Origin of the sequence: Paractinoplanes lichenicola (assembly GCF_016785085.1) — a bacterium.
Lineage (GTDB): Bacteria > Actinomycetota > Actinomycetes > Mycobacteriales > Micromonosporaceae > Actinoplanes > Actinoplanes lichenicola.
The window spans coordinates 392,239-407,789 of sequence record NZ_JAENHO010000003.1 but is presented as its reverse complement, the minus strand read 5'-3'; the positions used below and the strand labels follow the sequence as shown (position 1 = coordinate 407,789).

The 15,551-nt window shown below is 71.5% G+C and carries 15 protein-coding genes; 8 read left to right on the top strand and 7 right to left on the bottom strand.

Going from position 1 to position 15,551, the window contains the following annotated elements:
* Positions 1 to 24: 24 nt before the first annotated feature.
* Positions 25 to 486 (top strand): gamma-glutamylcyclotransferase, encoded by a 462-nt coding sequence (locus JKJ07_RS10910; RefSeq protein ID WP_202991330.1) that lies wholly within the window; start codon positions 25 to 27, stop codon positions 484 to 486.
* Here JKJ07_RS10910 and JKJ07_RS10905 read toward each other — a convergent pair.
* From JKJ07_RS10905 to JKJ07_RS10890, 4 genes are all read right to left on the bottom strand, one after another.
* Positions 483 to 1,424, bottom strand: coding sequence for a GNAT family N-acetyltransferase (locus JKJ07_RS10905; RefSeq protein ID WP_202991329.1), 942 nt, complete (start codon positions 1,422 to 1,424; stop codon positions 483 to 485). The genes JKJ07_RS10910 and JKJ07_RS10905 overlap by 4 nt on opposite strands.
* 42 nt (positions 1,425 to 1,466) lie before the next feature.
* A complete protein-coding gene (locus tag JKJ07_RS10900) occupies positions 1,467 to 2,204 on the bottom strand; it encodes an SCO6745 family protein (protein ID WP_202991328.1) in 738 nt (245 codons plus the stop codon).
* Positions 2,205 to 2,271: 67 nt separating this feature from the next.
* Positions 2,272 to 3,177: a hypothetical protein gene (locus tag JKJ07_RS10895; RefSeq protein ID WP_202991327.1), complete on the bottom strand. Its 906-nt coding sequence runs from the start codon at positions 3,175 to 3,177 to the stop codon at positions 2,272 to 2,274.
* A gap of 1 nt (position 3,178) precedes the next feature.
* Positions 3,179 to 3,814 carry an MBL fold metallo-hydrolase gene (locus JKJ07_RS10890; protein ID WP_202991326.1) on the bottom strand — a complete coding sequence of 212 codons (636 nt, stop codon included), beginning with the start codon at positions 3,812 to 3,814 and terminating at the stop codon, positions 3,179 to 3,181.
* A gap of 108 nt (positions 3,815 to 3,922) precedes the next feature.
* Between JKJ07_RS10890 and JKJ07_RS10885 the strand changes: the two genes are divergently transcribed.
* Complete coding sequence (locus tag JKJ07_RS10885) at positions 3,923 to 4,867, top strand: DUF4349 domain-containing protein (RefSeq protein WP_236028720.1); 945 nt, start codon at positions 3,923 to 3,925, stop codon at positions 4,865 to 4,867.
* On the opposite strand, the gene JKJ07_RS10880 is transcribed toward JKJ07_RS10885, so the two are convergent.
* Positions 4,864 to 6,120, bottom strand: coding sequence for an amidohydrolase (locus tag JKJ07_RS10880; RefSeq protein ID WP_307834206.1), 1,257 nt, complete (start codon positions 6,118 to 6,120; stop codon positions 4,864 to 4,866). The genes JKJ07_RS10885 and JKJ07_RS10880 overlap by 4 nt on opposite strands.
* 618 nt (positions 6,121 to 6,738) lie before the next feature.
* On the opposite strand from JKJ07_RS10880, the gene JKJ07_RS10875 reads away from it, so the two are divergent.
* Entirely contained in the window at positions 6,739 to 8,655 is a 1,917-nt protein-coding gene (locus JKJ07_RS10875; RefSeq protein ID WP_202991324.1) for a serine/threonine-protein kinase, read from the top strand.
* Positions 8,656 to 8,682: 27 nt separating this feature from the next.
* Entirely contained in the window at positions 8,683 to 10,317 is a 1,635-nt protein-coding gene (locus tag JKJ07_RS10870; RefSeq protein ID WP_202991323.1) for a phospho-sugar mutase, read from the top strand.
* Between the two features lie 9 nt (positions 10,318 to 10,326).
* On the opposite strand, the gene JKJ07_RS10865 is transcribed toward JKJ07_RS10870, so the two are convergent.
* Entirely contained in the window at positions 10,327 to 11,010 is a 684-nt protein-coding gene (locus tag JKJ07_RS10865) for a GOLPH3/VPS74 family protein (RefSeq protein ID WP_202991322.1), read from the bottom strand.
* A gap of 145 nt (positions 11,011 to 11,155) precedes the next feature.
* Here JKJ07_RS10865 and JKJ07_RS10860 point away from each other — a divergent pair, with 145 nt between their 5' ends.
* On the top strand, positions 11,156 to 11,641 hold the full coding sequence (locus JKJ07_RS10860) for an NUDIX hydrolase (RefSeq protein WP_202991321.1): 486 nt from the start codon (positions 11,156 to 11,158) through the stop codon (positions 11,639 to 11,641).
* On the opposite strand, the gene upp is transcribed toward JKJ07_RS10860, so the two are convergent.
* A complete protein-coding gene (gene upp / locus JKJ07_RS10855) occupies positions 11,638 to 12,270 on the bottom strand; it encodes a uracil phosphoribosyltransferase (protein ID WP_202991320.1) in 633 nt (210 codons plus the stop codon). The two genes, JKJ07_RS10860 and upp, sit on opposite strands and share 4 nt — an antisense overlap.
* A gap of 60 nt (positions 12,271 to 12,330) precedes the next feature.
* Here upp and deoC point away from each other — a divergent pair, with 60 nt between their 5' ends.
* The 3 genes from deoC to JKJ07_RS10840 are packed head-to-tail and all read left to right on the top strand — an operon-like array spanning position 12,331 to position 15,528.
* Positions 12,331 to 13,281 (top strand): deoxyribose-phosphate aldolase, encoded by a 951-nt coding sequence (gene deoC, locus JKJ07_RS10850; protein ID WP_202991319.1) that lies wholly within the window; start codon positions 12,331 to 12,333, stop codon positions 13,279 to 13,281.
* Positions 13,282 to 13,286: 5 nt separating this feature from the next.
* Positions 13,287 to 14,711, top strand: a complete 1,425-nt coding sequence (locus tag JKJ07_RS10845; RefSeq protein WP_202991318.1) for an aldehyde dehydrogenase family protein — start codon at positions 13,287 to 13,289, stop codon at positions 14,709 to 14,711.
* On the top strand, positions 14,704 to 15,528 hold the full coding sequence (locus JKJ07_RS10840; RefSeq protein WP_202991317.1) for an aldehyde dehydrogenase family protein: 825 nt from the start codon (positions 14,704 to 14,706) through the stop codon (positions 15,526 to 15,528). The genes JKJ07_RS10845 and JKJ07_RS10840 overlap by 8 nt, the downstream gene beginning before the upstream one ends.
* Positions 15,529 to 15,551: the final 23 nt, after the last annotated feature.

Below are 15,551 nucleotides of genomic sequence, written 5' to 3'. Positions count from 1 at the left end.
CCCGCTCGGGCTATCGTCATCGCCGTGCGTCATTACGCCGCGTATGGCTCAAACCTCGACCCGGCCCGCATGCGGGCCTACTGTCCGCATTCGCCGATGGTTGGCGTGGGGTGGATAGAAGGCTGGCGTCTGACCTTTGCCGGTGAGGGGGAAATAGGCTCGGAAGGCGCGGTCACGACGATCGTCGAGTCGCCCGGCGACCGGGTCTTCGTGTCGCTGTACGACGTCCATCCGTGGGATGCGTCACAGCTCGACGAGGTCGAGGGCGTCACCGCGGGGGCCTATCAGAAGGTCACCGTGCGTGTCTCCACGCTCGAGGGCGAGTTCAGCGCGTGGGTCTACGTCTTCGCCGGCTACGAGGGCGGCCTGCCCACCGCGTGGTATCTGAGCGAGATCGCCAACGCCGCGGAGAAGGCGGGCGCCCCCGACGACTACGTCGAGGAGCTGCGGCGCCGTCCCACCGGCACGCCGTCACCCGAGGCTTAGAGCACCTTCTGATAGATGTTGGCTTCGTAGAGCGGCTTCATGCCGACCGCGAGGTAGAGCCGGGCCGCCCGCGTCGGGTTGGCCATGTCGACCCCCAGCCCGGCCTTGGCGCGCCCCTTGGCGGCATAGGCGGCGAAGGCACGGCGCAACAGAGCCTCGCCCAAACCCCTTTTCCGGTACGCCCCCAGCACGCCGAGCCGCTTGACCCAGCCCTCGTCGTTCGCCTCGTCGCTGTCGTACGAGGATTCCAGCGCGCCCGCCACCACGCCGTCGACCTCGGCCACGAACCACTCGTCGAGGGCACTGGCCTGCGCCCGCCACGCGTCGAAGGGCGCGGCCCGGTGGTCGGAGTCGAGGAACGCCTGCTCGACGACGCCGTGGAAGGCGCGCAGGTCGGCCTCGTCGTCCGCTCGTACGGTCCGGATCGTGACCCCGGCCGGCGGCTCGGGCGGGGTCGCTGACACGCCGTCGAGCGGGATCTGCATGCGCGCGTGCTGCTTGAGGAAGCCGAACCCGTACGCGGTCAGCTGCTCGATGTACGCCGTCTCGCTGGGCACGGCGCCGGCCCGCACCTCGTACGGGCTGTGACCGAACTCGGCGCCCCGCTCGGCCGCGCGGGCCAGGATCAGCTCGAGCAGCGGTCGGATCGCCGGGCGGCCGCGCTCGGGCCACGTGTAGACCTCGATGAAGTCGCGATTCTCGCCGGTGGCGTTGCTCGGATAGGCCCAGCCGACGATGCGGCCCGCGGGGTCGAGCGCCACCCAGCAGTCGCGGGCCAGGTCGGTGTTCGGCTCGGTGAGGGCCTCGCGCAGGTCTTCCGGGCTGAAGTCGGGGTAGCCGATCGCGGCGATGTCGCTGGCGTGCACGAGCTCGAGGAGCGCGGGCTGGTCGTCGAGGGTGGGCCGGCGGGTGCTCCAGCCGTCGGGAAGCTCAGTCACCCCGGCATGGGACCACGGCCGAGCGGGGGCGGGCGAGCCTTTTTACTGCTGCAGCCGGTGCCGCAGGGATTCGAGCAGGCCGATGAGCTCGACCCGTTCGCCCAGGTCGAGCGTCGCGTACGCCTGACCGGCCATGGCGTCGGCGACCGACTCGGCCCACATCAGCCGCCGCACGATCGGCCCGGCCGGCGGATAGGGCGGCTGCCACCCGAACGCCACCGCCCCGGTCTCGCCCTCGGGCCCGGCGATGATCGCCTGCAGCGGGGTGAGCCCGGCGGCCCGCACGGCCACGAGCTGGACGCCGAGCCGGTGCTCGTGCAGCAGGTGCAGCAGCACCGCGGTCTGCGCGCCGGTCGTCTGATCGGGCACCGGCATGGCCCGCCACGCGGCGAACAGGGGCAGGCCCGCGTAGTCGACCGCGGCCACCACCCGGCCGGTCAGCTCGTGCAGCCGGGCCAGCCGGGGAAAGCCGCTGATCTGCTCCACACCCCAGGTGCACAGCTCGTGAAGGTGCCAGGTGGCCACCTCCATGGGCGCGGAGGTCTTGGCCGTCGCCTCCCAGCCGTCCATGACGGCCTCGGGGGCGATCAGGCCGATCGAGGCGGCGACGGTCTCGGGACGGACGTCGCCGAGCGCGCCCGCGCGCGCCGAGACGTGATAGGCCCAGCCGGACAGACCCAGCAGGCGCGCACGGCGCAGCGTCTGTGGCGACTCGGCGAAGGCACCCACGATCGTCGCTAGCCCCGTCTTGGCGTTGGCGGCTGCCTGTTCGGGGGTCACCCGCCCGATTCTGCTCTCCCTGAGCGCATCTGGAAAATATTCTTCCCATCCGGGGCGGCAAACCCGATCATTCCGGCTCGTCCGATTCAAGATCCTCCAAGGCGGCCTGGACGTCGCCGACCTGGCGCCGGGCCGCGGCCGCCTCCCGTTCGGCGAGGCGGCGAGCCTGCTTGCGCCGGGCCACGTCGGCCTGCGCCTCGGTGCGCCGGCGTTCCAGTTCGGCCAGCTCGGCGTCCAGGTCCTCGACGACGTGACCAGCGTCACGCTCGGCCGCCTCGGCCCGTTCCAGCTGACCGTCGGCGCGCTTCTCGGCCGCCTGCGCGTTCGTCAGCTCCCGGCGCAGGTCGCGGCGGCGCTGCTCGAACTCCCGGCGCCGGCGCTCGGCCACCGCGGCCCGTTCCCGGGGGAACTCGACCACTTCGGCCTCGTCGTCGGCCGCGCTCTCGTCGTCCTCCCCGAGAGCCTCGTCGGTGACCAGGCGCAACCGCGGCCGGGGCACCTCTCCGAAGCCCGCATAGGTGGCGGCCCGGATCAACCTTCCCGTACGCACCTGGGCCGCGATGTCGGGCTCGGCCAGCGCGGCGGTCAGCGTCGCCTCGACCTCGCCGAGCGGCAGCTTGAGCGCCGGCTCCTCGGCCCGGGCCAGTTTGCTCGCCGCCGTGACCAGGGCCGAGACCACCTGGCGGCGCTGGTTGGTGAGCTCCCGCAGCGCCGCGCCGTCGAGCCCGCGCTGGGCCTCGCGCAGCGAGCTCGACAGCTCGACGAGCTCCTCGATCAGCTCGGGCTTGCGCAGCGCGAGCAGGTTGACCACCCAGGCGGCCACGGTCGGCTTCTTGAGCGCGGCCAGGCGCTTGGCGGTGGCCCGGTCACCGGCCTTGCGGGCGTCGTCGATCGCGGCCGTGCGGGCCGCTACGAAGCCCTCCGGCGGGGACTCGTAGAGCCGCTGGATCAGCTCGTCGGTTGCGCCGGGCACGTCAGGCAATGGTGGTGCCGGGCGCGACGTGCGCGTACTTCGTGCCCGAGAGCCGCTCGAGGTGCCCGTCCGACACCTTGGCCCCGGTCTCGGTGAGCAGGTGGTCGTGCAGCGCGTAGGCCCGGCCCGGCCGCACGGCGCGGACGAAGTCGATCGACTCGGAGAGCTTCATCCACGGAGCATTCAACGGCGCGAACAGCGTGTCCACCGTCGTGTCCTCCGGCACGGTGAACGAGTCCCCGGGGTGGTAGAGATTCGTCGACTCGTCGGCGATCAGATAACCCACGTTCGTGATGCGCGGGATGTCCGGGTGGATCACCGCGTGCTGACCGCCATGAACCCGTACGCGATAACCCGCGGCCTCGAACTCCGCGCCCGGCTCGACCGGGGTCGACACCTCGGCGAACTGGGGGTGCTGGGCCAGCACATCGGCGTGGGCGAACAACCGCAGCTCCGGCCGCCGCGCCAGCGTCTCGGCGAGCGCCTCCGGATCGAGGTGGTCGAAGTGCTCGTGCGTGATCAGCACCGCGTCGGCGCCGTCGAGCGCCGCCCGCTCGCTGAACGCGCCCGGATCGACCACGAGGACACCCGCGCCCTCGATCCGGAGACAGGAATGCGTGAACTTCGTGATCTGCACGGGACCCCTCCGCTGCTGATTCGTAACCGCTCAACTCGCAGTCTGCCGGAACCGGAAAACGTCTGCCGCACGTCCCAGGGGCACACCGAAACGGGGTTGGGAGAAAGCATGCGCTCTCGAAAGACATATATCTTCGGCACCCTAGTCCTCGCCGGCCTGATGCTGGCCGGTTGCGGGGACGGCGCGTCGGACAACTCGGCCTCCTCCGCGGGCGGGGCGCCGCAAGCGGCCGAACAAGCCGTCCCGGACCAGGGCGGAGCAGGCGCGCCCGAGACGGGCAAGGACGCCCAGGCCCAGGCGCCCGACCTGCAGGTCGACCAGCGCTCGATCATTTACCGCGGCACCGTCACCGTCCGGGTCGACAACGTCGAGGCCGCGGCGTCGCAGGCCACCGGCATCGCGAAGACCTCCGGCGGTTTCGTCAGCGGCGACAACCGCAGCAGCGGCTCCGGCTCCGACACCGCCTCGATGGAGCTGCGCATCCCGGCCGACAAGTTCGCCGGCGTGGTCGACCAGCTGTCCAAGCTGGGCACCGAGGAGCAGCGCCAGATCAACACCGAGGACGTGACCGACCAGACCGTCGACCTCGACGCGCGGATCACCGTGCAGCAGGCCCGGGTCGACAGCGGCCGCAAGCTGCTGGCCCAGGCCAAATCGCTCAACGACCTGGTGATGCTCGAGCGCGAGGTGGCCACCCGCGAGTCCGACCTGGCGTCGCTGCAGGCCAAGAAGCGGCACCTGGCCGACCTGACCGCCCTCTCGACGATCACGGTCACCCTGCTCGACCCAGAGGCCGAGGCGGTCGCCGACGACGGCCCGCCCGGCTTCCTGAGCGGTCTCGGCGCGGGCTGGGACGCGCTGCTGGCCTCGCTCAAGGTGCTGCTGACCGTGCTGGGCGCGCTGCTGCCCTGGCTGATCGCGTTCGGCCTACCGATCTGGGCGATCATTTACGCCGTACGCCGGTACAACCGCTCGCGCCGGCGTCCGGCGTACGTGGCCCCGGCCGCGCCGCAGCCCCCGATCTCGGGGCCCCCGGCGCCGCCGCAGCCCTAGAACGCGCCTGTCGCCAGGGCGGCCAGCGCGGTGTGGACCATGACCCGCACGCCGTAGCCGATGCAGCTCTCGTCCACATCGAAGTCGCCCTGGTGCAGGTCGTGCTTCTCGTCCGAGCCAGGCACCCCGGTGCCCAGCCGGATCATCGCGCCCGGCACCTGGTCGAGATAGAACGAGAAGTCCTCGCCGCCCATGCTGATCTCGGCCTCGACCACCCGCTCGGGGCCGAGCGCGGCACCCGCGGCGCCCGCCACGATCGCGGCGGCCATCCGGTCGTTGATCACCGGCGGGACGCCGCGGTGATAGCCCACCTCGACGTGCGCCCCGGTCGGCGCGACGACGTCCTTGACCAGCTGGGTGACCAGCTCGGGGGCGGTCCGCCAGGCCTCACGGCTGAGCACCCGCACGGTGCCGCGGGCCCGGCCCTCGCCGGGGATCGCGTTGAACGCCTCGCCCGAGTGCACCGCGCCCCACACCATCGACAGGCCGGCCCGCGGGTCGACCCGGCGGCCCAGCAGCGCCGGCACGTCGGTGATGACCTTGGCCAGCGCGTACACCAGGTCGGCCGTCAGGTGCGGCCGGGCGGTGTGGCCGCCGGGGCCGGTCAGCTTGACGTCGACGGTGTCGGCGGCCGCGGTGAACGGGCCGGAGCGCACCCCGACCAGGCCCGCCGGCAGCTGCGGGTAGCAGTGCAGGGCGTAGATGGCGGCGACGTCCTTGAGGGCGCCGGCCGCGATCAGCTTGGGGGCTCCGGAGGGGACGGTCTCCTCGGCGCACTGGAAGATCAGGCGGATCCGGCCCGGCAGCTGACCCTGCTGGGCGAGCTGCTGCAGCGCCAGGCCCAGGCCGAGCATGACGGTGGTGTGCACGTCGTGGCCGCAGGCGTGCGCGACGTTGGGCACCGTCGACTTGTACGGCACGTCCTTGAGGTCCTGCAGCGGCAGCGCGTCGAGGTCGGCCCGGAAGGCGATCACCCGGTCGCCCTCGCCGATGTCGCAGATCACACCGTTGCCCTCGGGCAGCATGCGCGGCGACAGCCCGGCCACGGCGAGCTCGCGGGCGACCAGGGCCGCCGTCTCGAACTCGTGATAGGACGGCTCGGGGTGCGCGTGGATGTGACGCCGAATCGCTACGAGCTCCGCGCCGTGAGCGGCGAGCCAGCGGTCGAGCTGGCCGGGCAGGGGCTCGGCGCCGGGCAACGGCCCGGGCCACTCCTTCTGGGCCCCTGCGGGCTCCTTCAGAGTCGTAGTCACGTCGGCATCCGCATCTTCATATAGTGTTTGTCGCATTCCGGAGACGGGCGACAGCTTAGACCGTTTTAGGTAACGCTGTGCAACGCCATTCCCGTACGCGCCGTATCGCGCTCGGTCACGAAAGCCCTGATGGGAGCTTTCTACGGTGCCACGGCGGGCTCCGATAGAGCACACCGAGAGTCCGTCCGGAGATCTGTCCGGAGGTGAGGTCCAGGCGTTCGACCGGTTGGTCAACGCCGCACGCACCGCTCGAGATGTGGCATGGCATACCTCGCCCACTGTGGCACGAAGACACAACGCCTGTTCCGTCAACGGTAAGACGTTCCTTGTTACCCCGGCGACCTTCGCCGAATCCGCCGGTCGGCTCAGGCTCCGTCCCGGCGGTCGGGTCGTGATCGCGTCCGGGTCGACCGGATCGCCTCCTGAACCCTCGTTCAATCCGGCTGAGTGAGGACTTTCGCACTCAGCGTCCGAAAGTGCCCACCCAATGCAATTTCGTGGTCACCTACCGTCGAGTTCACCGGAACACGGCAACCGTGACTTTCAAATCGGGGTGGGGGCACGGCAAGATAGCGGGGTTCGGTCGACGGCCCCTAGACCCCCTCGGTGGCATCCTCAGTGACTCAGATTCCGACGTGGAGCGGTGGCAACAACGCTCCGACCAGCGGACGCGCAGCCCCGGGCACCCTCATCGGCGGGCGGTACACATTACGTGCCGCGGTGGGTCATGGCGGCATGGGCACGGTCTGGCGCGCGGCCGACACGCTGCTGCGCCGTGACGTGGCGATCAAGGAGGTCATCCTCCCGCCCGGCCTGGCGCCCAGCGACCGCGACGCGATGTACGAGCGGACCATGCGCGAGGCCCGCGCCGCGGCCGCCCTGCAGCACCCGGCCGTCGTGCAGGTCTACGACGTCGTGCACGAGAACGGCCGCCCGTGGATCGTGATGGAGCTGCTCGACGCGCGCAGCCTGGCCGACATGGTGATCGAGGACGGGCCGGTCGCGCCCCGGGTCGTCGCCAAGATCGGCATCGCGCTGCTGGGCGCGCTCGAGGTCGCCCACGCGCACGGCGTGCTGCACCGCGACGTCAAGCCGGCCAACGTGCTGATCTGCGGTGACGGCCGCTGCGTGCTGACCGACTTCGGCGTTGCCCGGATGCCCACCGACGTGCAGCTGACCACCCCCGGCATGGTGCTCGGCTCGCCCCACTTCATCTCGCCCGAGCGCGCGATGGGCAGCTCGTTCGGCCCGCCGAGCGACCTGTTCTCCCTCGGTGTCACGCTCTTCACCGCGGTCGAGGGCCGGCCCCCGTTCGACAAGGGCGACCCGATCGAGACCATGCACGCCGTGGTCGAGGACCCGCCGGCCCCGGCCGTCCGGGCCGGCTCGCTCACGCCGGTGCTGATGGGCCTGCTCGAGAAGGACCCCGACCGCCGGATGGACGTGCAGACCGCGCGCACCATCCTGCGGCAGCAGCTCGCCGGCCCGCTGGCCAGCAAGAGCCCGCCGCACATGATGACCGACCCCTACTCGGTCGTCCCCGCGCAGCGCCCGCCCGCGGCGCCCGCGGGGCCTGCCGAGACCCAGCCGATCTCGCCCGCCAAGAGCGGCCAGATCGGCGGCCGGGCCATGCTCGCGCCGGGTGACTCGCTCACCGACCACCTCAACAAGCTGCAGCAGGGCGGCGCCTCCGGCCCGGGCTCGGCCCGCCGGCGGGCCGCCGAGTCGACCCCGACCGGCCTGATGCCGGCCGCCTCGGGCGACACCACCAACGTGCTCCCGCCACGCGAGGCGTGGAACGGCGCCCGTGCGGCCCGGGACCCGATGGCCGGCACGATCAGCGGCAGCCCGGCCGCCAAGCGCAAGGCCATGCTGGCCAACGCCGTGGCCACCGCGAAGGAGACCACCGGCAAGGCGGTCGAGACGGTCAAGGGCTGGCCGCGCAAGCAGCAGCTGATCGCCGGGGGCGGCGCGCTGGCCGTGGTGATCGTGCTGGTGCTGGTGTTCTCGCTGGCCGGCGGGGGCGGTGACGACGCCGGGGCGCCGACCGCGGCCCCGACCGGCAATGCCGAGACCAAGCCCGTGTCGTTCGCCACCCAGGAATACAACGAGCGCGGCGTCAAGGTGCAGGTGCCGAAGGCCTGGGCCAAGAAGCCGGGCGGCGTCTACGTCGACTTCGTGGACCCCAACGACACCAAGCGCAAGGTTCGCATCCTCGTCGAGAACGCGTCCTCCAAGGCCACGCCGCAGTCGTTCCTCGGGGTCGCGGAAAACACGCTCAAAACACGCTCGACGAACTGCCCCAAGCCGTACGCGCAGGTGGGTCTGACCAACACCAAGATCGCCGGTCGGGACGGTGCGGTGCTCGAATACACCTGCGGAACCGGTGACCAGGCCCGGCACGGGCTCTGGGGCGCAGTCATCTCGGGCGGCAAGGCGTACTCGTTCTTCCTCACCACCAACGAGACCCAGTTCGCCGGCAGCAAGCCGATCTTCGATCAAATGATCAAGACCTACGCCCTGCAGGCCTCCTGATCCACGTCGGCGTGCTATCAATCCCTGATGGCGCCTGACGAACTCAAGTCCCTGGCCGAGACCTGGCTGGCGGACGATCCCGACCCGGCCACGCGGGCCGAGCTGACCCGCCTGATCGACGGGCTGCCCGGCACCGAGGCCGAGCTGCGCGACCGGTTCGCCGGCCCGCTGACCTTCGGCACGGCCGGGTTGCGGGGTCGGCTGCGCGCCGGGCCGAACGGGATGAACCTCGCGGTCGTCACGCGGGCCGCGGCCGGGTTGATCACGTGGCTGGCCGAGCAGGGCGGCGAGGGCCCGCTCGTGATCGGGTACGACGCCCGGCACGGCTCGAAGGAGTTCGCGGAGCAGACCGCCCGGGTCGCGACCGGCGCCGGACGTGCGGCCCTGATCATGCCGAGCCTGCTGCCGACGCCCGTGCTGGCCTACGCCGTACGGGCTCTCGACGCGGTCGCCGGGGTCATGGTCACCGCCAGCCACAACCCGCCGCAGGACAACGGCTACAAGGTCTATCTGGGGCGTGAGCTGGGCGGACCGGGCGGCGACGGCGCCCAGATCGTGCCGCCCGCCGACGCCGGGATCGAGGCCGCGATCCGGGCCGTGGGGCCGATCGCCGACATCCCGCTGGGCTCGCCGGGCACCCTTCTCGACGACAAGATCATTGAGCGGTACGCCGGGAGCGCCGCGGCTGTGCTGACGCCGGGCGGCCCGCGCGACCTCGCCGTGGCGTACACGCCGATGCACGGGGTGGGCGCCTCGACGCTGCTGGCCTCGTTCGCGGCGGCCGGCTTCCCGGCCCCGGCCGTGGTGGCCGCGCAGGCCGAGCCCGACCCGGAATTCCCGACCGTCGCGTTCCCCAACCCGGAGGAACCAGGCGCGATGGACCTGCTGCTCGCGCTGGCCGCCTCGTCCGGGGCCGACCTGGCGATCGCCAACGACCCCGACGCGGACCGCTGCGCGGTGGCCATCCCGACGACTGACGGGTGGCGGGCGCTGCGCGGCGACGAGCTGGGCGCGCTGCTCGGCGATCACCTGATCCGGCGGGGCGTCCCGGGGACGTACGCGACCACGATCGTCTCGTCGCAACTGCTGGGCCGCCTGTGCGCGGCCCGGGGCGTGCCCTACGCCGAGACGCTGACCGGGTTCAAGTGGATCGTCCGGGCGGCCGAGGAGCTGGCGTACGGCTACGAGGAGGCGCTCGGCTACTGCGTGGCGCCGGCCCTCGTGCGCGACAAGGACGGCATCACGGCCGCGCTGACCGTGGCCGAGCTGGCGGCCGGGCTCAAGGCCGAGGGGCGCACCCTGGCCGACCGGCTCGACGAGCTGGCCACGGAGTTCGGGGTGCACGCGACCGACCAGCTCTCGGTGCGGGTCGACGACCTGGCCGAGATCGGGGCGGCGATGACCCGGGCCCGCTCGGCGCCGCCGCAGTCGCTGCTCGGGCAGGACGTCAGCGTGACCGACGACCCGGCCAACAACGTGCTCACGTTCCGCACGGCGGCGGCGCGGGCGGTCATCCGGCCGTCGGGCACCGAGCCGAAACTCAAGGCGTACCTGGAAGTGGTCGTTCCGGTCGACGCCGGTGGTCTGGCCGCCGCCCGCGCACGGGCGGGCGACGGCCTGGTCGGGCTGCGACGAGAGATCGCCGCTGCCCTCGGGGTGTAGCTCCCTGGCTCAGGCCGTCTTCGGCGCACCCAGGGCGGCCTGGATGGCCTTGCCCAGCGTGGCGACCACGAGCGCGACGCTGGGCCGCACGATCGAGTCCTCCAGGTTGGCGCCGGCCATGAAACCGGCGCCCGAGGCGATCTGCTCGAGGCGGTCGTGCGCCTTGGCGACGTCCTCCGGGGGCAGCCGCAGCGCGGGCTCCATGCGGCAGGAGACCAGCAGGGTGGCCAGCGCGGCGGTGCGCTCGTCACAGAGGGCGCCGGTGGTCAGCGCCTCGGCCAGCCGGCCCCGGATCTCGGCCTCGAAGGCCGGGTCGGTGGTCGGATAGCGGTGCACGTGGATCACGCCCATCTGGGTCTCGTCCACGTCTTGCACCACACCCCGGGCCACCAAGTCTTCCAGCACGCGGGCGCGCAGCCGGTGGCGCAGGCGCTGGAGCCACTGGGCGGGCGTGTGCGGCTCGTCGCCGGCCGCCTTGGCCAGCACGGCGTCGGCGATGGTGTCGCCGATCGGGCTCGGGTCGATCACCTTGAGGTAGCCGTCGACATAGGCGATGCGCCCCGCCAGCGCGAGGTCGACCAGCACGGCCGCGGCCATGCCGAGGTCGAGCCCGATCCGGGAGCCGGTCGCCTTGCCGGTCTGGTCGTCGTACGCGAGGAGGAGCAGTTCCTCGGCGAGAGGCATGGAGGTCATGGATCGAAACGATAGTGTCCCCAGTCACGCAATCAGATCGCCAGGTCGGTTATATCCCGGTTGCTGTGCTTGCTGGCCTTCGCCTCCGCTCGGCGGGCACTTCGCCCCGGGAGGTCGATGTCGAGCTGTTGGCTAAGGTCGTGCCGTGCAGGCGATCATCGCGACTCTCGGCTACGTGCTGTCACCCTCCCGTGATCAGGTGCTCATGGTCCGGCGGGACACCCGGCCGGACGACCTGCACTACGGGAAGTACAACGGGCTCGGCGGCAAGCTGGAGCCCGACGAGGACGTGGTGAGCGGGCTGCGCCGCGAGATCCACGAGGAGGCCGGGCTCGACTGCACGACGGTCGACCTGGCGGGCACCATCTCGTGGCCCGGCTTCGGCCGCGGCGGCGCGAACTGGTTCGGTTTCGTCTTTCGCGTGCCGGCCTGGACGGGCACCCCGCCGGCCGGCAACGACGAGGGCAGCCTGCACTGGGTGCCGGTCGCGGACGTGCTGGCCGGCCAGGTGCCCATGTGGGAGTCGGACCGCCACTTCCTGCCCCTGGTCTTCGCCGATTCCCCGACGGTCTTCCACGGGGTCATGCCGTTCGCCGACGGCAAGGCGCTGAGCTGGAGCTTCGTCTCTTAGAAGCGCCTCATGCCGCCGAACTGGCGGTCGCCGGCGTCGCCGAGGCCGGGCACGATGTACTTCTTGTCGTTGAGGCCCTCGTCGATCGAGGCGGTGACCAGGCGCAGCGGCAGGCCCGACTCCTCGAGGCGGCGGACGCCCTCGGGCGCGGCCAGCACGCAGCAGATGATCACGTCGGTGCAGCCGCGGTCGACCAGCAGCTTGCAGCAGTGCAGCAGCGAGCCGCCGGTGGCCAGCATCGGGTCGAGCACCAGCACCGGCTGGCCGGAGAGGTCGACGGGCAGCGACTCCATGTAGGCCCGGGGCTCGAACGTGTGCTCGTCGCGCGCGAGGCCGACGAAGCCCATCGACGACTCGGGCAGCAGCGCCAGCGCCGAGTCGGCCATGCCCAGGCCGGCCCGCAGCACGGGCACGATCAGCGGCGGGTTGGCCAGGCGGATGCCCTCGGTCGGGGCGACCGGCGTGTCGATCGGATAGGTCTCGGTGGCGAACGAGCGCGCCGCCTCGTAGACCACCATGGTGGTCAACTCGTGCAGGGACGCCCGGAAGACCCCCGAGTCGGTCTCCGACTTGCGCATCGCGGTGAGCCGGGTCTGGGCCAGCGGGTGATCTACGACGAGTACGTCCACGCCGATCAACCTACCGGTCATCCAAGATCAACTGTCGGGGGCCCGCGTAGAATCCTTCTCATGACTGCGACAGCGACGTCGAGGCTGTCCGGCCTGCCCGATTCCCCCGCCGATCTCCGGACCTTCCTGCACGGATTGCCGGGCGTCGACAAGGTGGGCATCGAGGCCAGGGCGGCGGCGCTCGGCACCCGATCGGTGAAGACCACCAGCAAGGCGCAGGCGATCGACCTGGCCATCCGCATGGTCGACCTCACCACGCTCGAGGGCGCCGACACCCCGGGCAAGGTGCGCGCCCTGTCGGCCAAGGCCCTGCGGCCCGACCCGGCCGATCCCACCTGCCCGCCGGTCGCCGCGGTCTGCGTCTATCCCGCCATGGTGCCGACGGCGGCCGCGGTGCTCGCCGGCTCCGGCGTCCACCTGGCCAGCGTCGCCACCGCCTTCCCGTCCGGGCAAGCCCCGCTCGAGGTCAAGCTGGCCGACACGCGCAACGCGGTGGCCGACGGCGCCGACGAGATCGACATGGTGATCAGCCGGGGCGCCTTCCTGGCGGGCGACTACGCCCACGTCTTCGACGAGATCGTCGCGGTCAAGGAGGCGGCCGGCCCGGCCCATCTCAAGGTCATCCTCGAGACCGGCGAGCTGGCCACCTACGACAACGTCCGGCGCGCGTCCTGGCTGGCCATGCTGGCCGGCGCCGACTTCATCAAGACCTCCACCGGCAAGGTCGGCGTCAACGCCACGCCCCCGGTGACGCTGCTGATGCTCGAGGCGGTGCGCGACTTCCGCGAGCGCTACGGGCGGCAGGTCGGGGTCAAGCCGGCCGGCGGCATCCGCACGACGAAGGACGCCATCAAATACCTCGTGATGATCAACGAGACCTGCGGCGACGACTGGCTGCACCCCGACTGGTTCCGGTTCGGCGCCTCCTCGCTGCTCAACGACCTGCTGATGCAACGCACCAAGCTGACCACCGGCCACTACGCCGGTCCTGACTACTTCACGCTGGACTGAGGCCGATGTCGCTCTTCGAGTACGCTCCCGCGCCCGAGTCCCGCTCGATCGTCGAGCTCGCCCCGTCGTACGGGCTGTTCATCGACGGCGAGTTCGGCGAGGCCAAAGACACGTTCAAGACCATCAACCCGGCCGACGAGCAGGTGCTGGCCGAGGTCGCCCTGGCCGGGCCGGAAGACGTCGACCGGGCCGTCGCCGCCGCCCGCCGCGCCTTCGAGAGCTGGTCCGCGCTGCCCGGCTCGGAACGCGCGAAATACCTGTTCCGGATCGCCCGCATCCTGCAGGAGCGCTCCCGCGAGCTGGCCGTGCTGGAGTCGCTCGACAACGGCAAGCCGATCAAGGAGTCCCGCGACGTCGACCTGCCGCTGGTCGCCGCCCACTTCTTCTACTACGCGGGCTGGGCCGACAAGCTCAAATACGCCGGGCTCGGCCCCGACCCGCGCCCGCTCGGCGTGGCCGGTCAGGTCATCCCGTGGAACTTCCCGCTGCTCATGCTGGCCTGGAAGATCGCCCCGGCGCTGGCCACGGGCAACACCGTGGTGCTCAAGCCGGCCGAGACGACCCCGCTCTCGGCGCTGTTCTTCGCCGACGTCTGCCGCCAGGCCGACCTGCCGCCGGGCGTGGTCAACATTGTCACCGGCGCCGGCGACACGGGCCGCTATCTGGTCGAGCACCCCGACGTCAACAAGGTCGCCTTCACCGGCTCGACCGAGGTGGGCCGGCAGATCGCCCGCTCGGTGGCCGGCACGGGCAAGAAGCTGACGCTCGAGCTCGGCGGCAAGGCGGCCAACATCGTCTTCGACGACGCGCCGATCGACCAGGCCGTCGAGGGCATCGTCAACGGCATCTTCTTCAACCAGGGCCACGTCTGCTGCGCGGGCTCCCGGCTGCTGGTGCAGGAGTCGATCGCTTCCTCGCTCCTCGATGCGTTGAAGCGCCGGATGGCGACCCTGCGGGTGGGTGACCCGCTCGACAAGAACACCGACATCGGCGCGATCAACTCGAGGGCCCAGCTCGACCGGATTACTGAATTGTCGGAAATCGGGGCCGGCGAGGGCGCGGAGAGATGGTCACCGCCCTGCGAGCTGCCCGACCGCGGCTTCTGGTTCGCCCCGACGATCTTCACGGGCGTGACCCAGGCCCACCGGATCGCCCGCGAGGAGATCTTCGGCCCGGTGCTGTCGGTGCTGACCTTCCGCACGCCGGCCGAGGCGGTCGAGAAGGCCAACAACACCCCGTACGGGCTCTCGGCCGGCATCTGGAGCGAGAAGGGCTCGCGGATTCTGGCCGTGGCCGATCAGCTGCGCGCCGGTGTGGTGTGGGCCAACACGTTCAACAAGTTCGACCCGACGTCGCCGTTCGGCGGCTACAAGGAATCCGGTTACGGCCGCGAGGGCGGCCGGCACGGCCTGGAGGCGTACCTTGCCTAAGTCTGCGACCCCGTCCCGCCTCGCGGTGCGGAAGACCTACAAGCTGTACGTCGCCGGGAAGTTTCCGCGCAGCGAATCAGGACGGACCTATCTGGTGGACGGCGACAACGTGGCCCTCGCCTCCCGCAAGGACGCCCGCGACGCCGTGGTGGCCGCCCGCGCGGCCCAGCCCAAGTGGGCCGGCGCCACGGCGTACAACCGCGGCCAGGTGCTTTATCGGACCGCCGAGATGCTCGAGGCCCGCCGGGCCGAGTTCAAGTCGCTGGGCGTCGCCGGGGCCGAGGTGGACGCCGCGGTCGACCGCTGGGTCTGGTACGCGGGCTGGTCCGACAAGATCGCCCAGGTGGCCGGCGGGGCCAACCCGGTGGCCGGGCCGTATTTCAACCTCTCGGCCCCCGAGCCGACCGGGGTCGTCGGCGTGATCGCCCCCGGCTCGCTGCTCGGCCTGGTCAGCGTGATCGCCCCGGCCGTCGTGACCGGCAACACAGTGGTCGTCGTCGCGTCCAACCCGCAGGCCGCGATCACCCTGGGCGAGGTGCTGGCCACCTCCGACGTGCCCGGCGGGGTGGTGAATGTGCTAACCGGCCAGGCCGCCGAGATCGCGCCGTGGCTCGCCTCGCACGACGACGTGAACGCGCTCGACCTGTCCGGCGTGGGCGACCCGGAACTGGCGACCGAACTCGAACGGGCGGCGGCCGGCACCCTCAAGCGGGTCATTCGCCCCTCTTCGGGCGTTGACTACACGGAGGACCCGGGTACTGGTGCGATGACCGCCCTCCTCGAGATCAAGACGGTCTGGCATCCGAAGGGCTTCTGACCGTTTGCACCGGACCGGTCAGT

Coding starts and splice junctions, on each gene's coding strand:
- JKJ07_RS10885 (WP_236028720.1), top strand. CDS start 3,923: ATGCGCTCTCGAAAGACATATATCTTCGGCACCCTAGTCCTCGCCGGC.
- JKJ07_RS10870 (WP_202991323.1), top strand. CDS start 8,683: ATGGCGCCTGACGAACTCAAGTCCCTGGCCGAGACCTGGCTGGCGGAC.
- JKJ07_RS10865 (WP_202991322.1), bottom strand. CDS start 11,010: ATGACCTCCATGCCTCTCGCCGAGGAACTGCTCCTCCTCGCGTACGAC.
- deoC (WP_202991319.1), top strand. CDS start 12,331: ATGACTGCGACAGCGACGTCGAGGCTGTCCGGCCTGCCCGATTCCCCC.
- JKJ07_RS10845 (WP_202991318.1), top strand. CDS start 13,287: ATGTCGCTCTTCGAGTACGCTCCCGCGCCCGAGTCCCGCTCGATCGTC.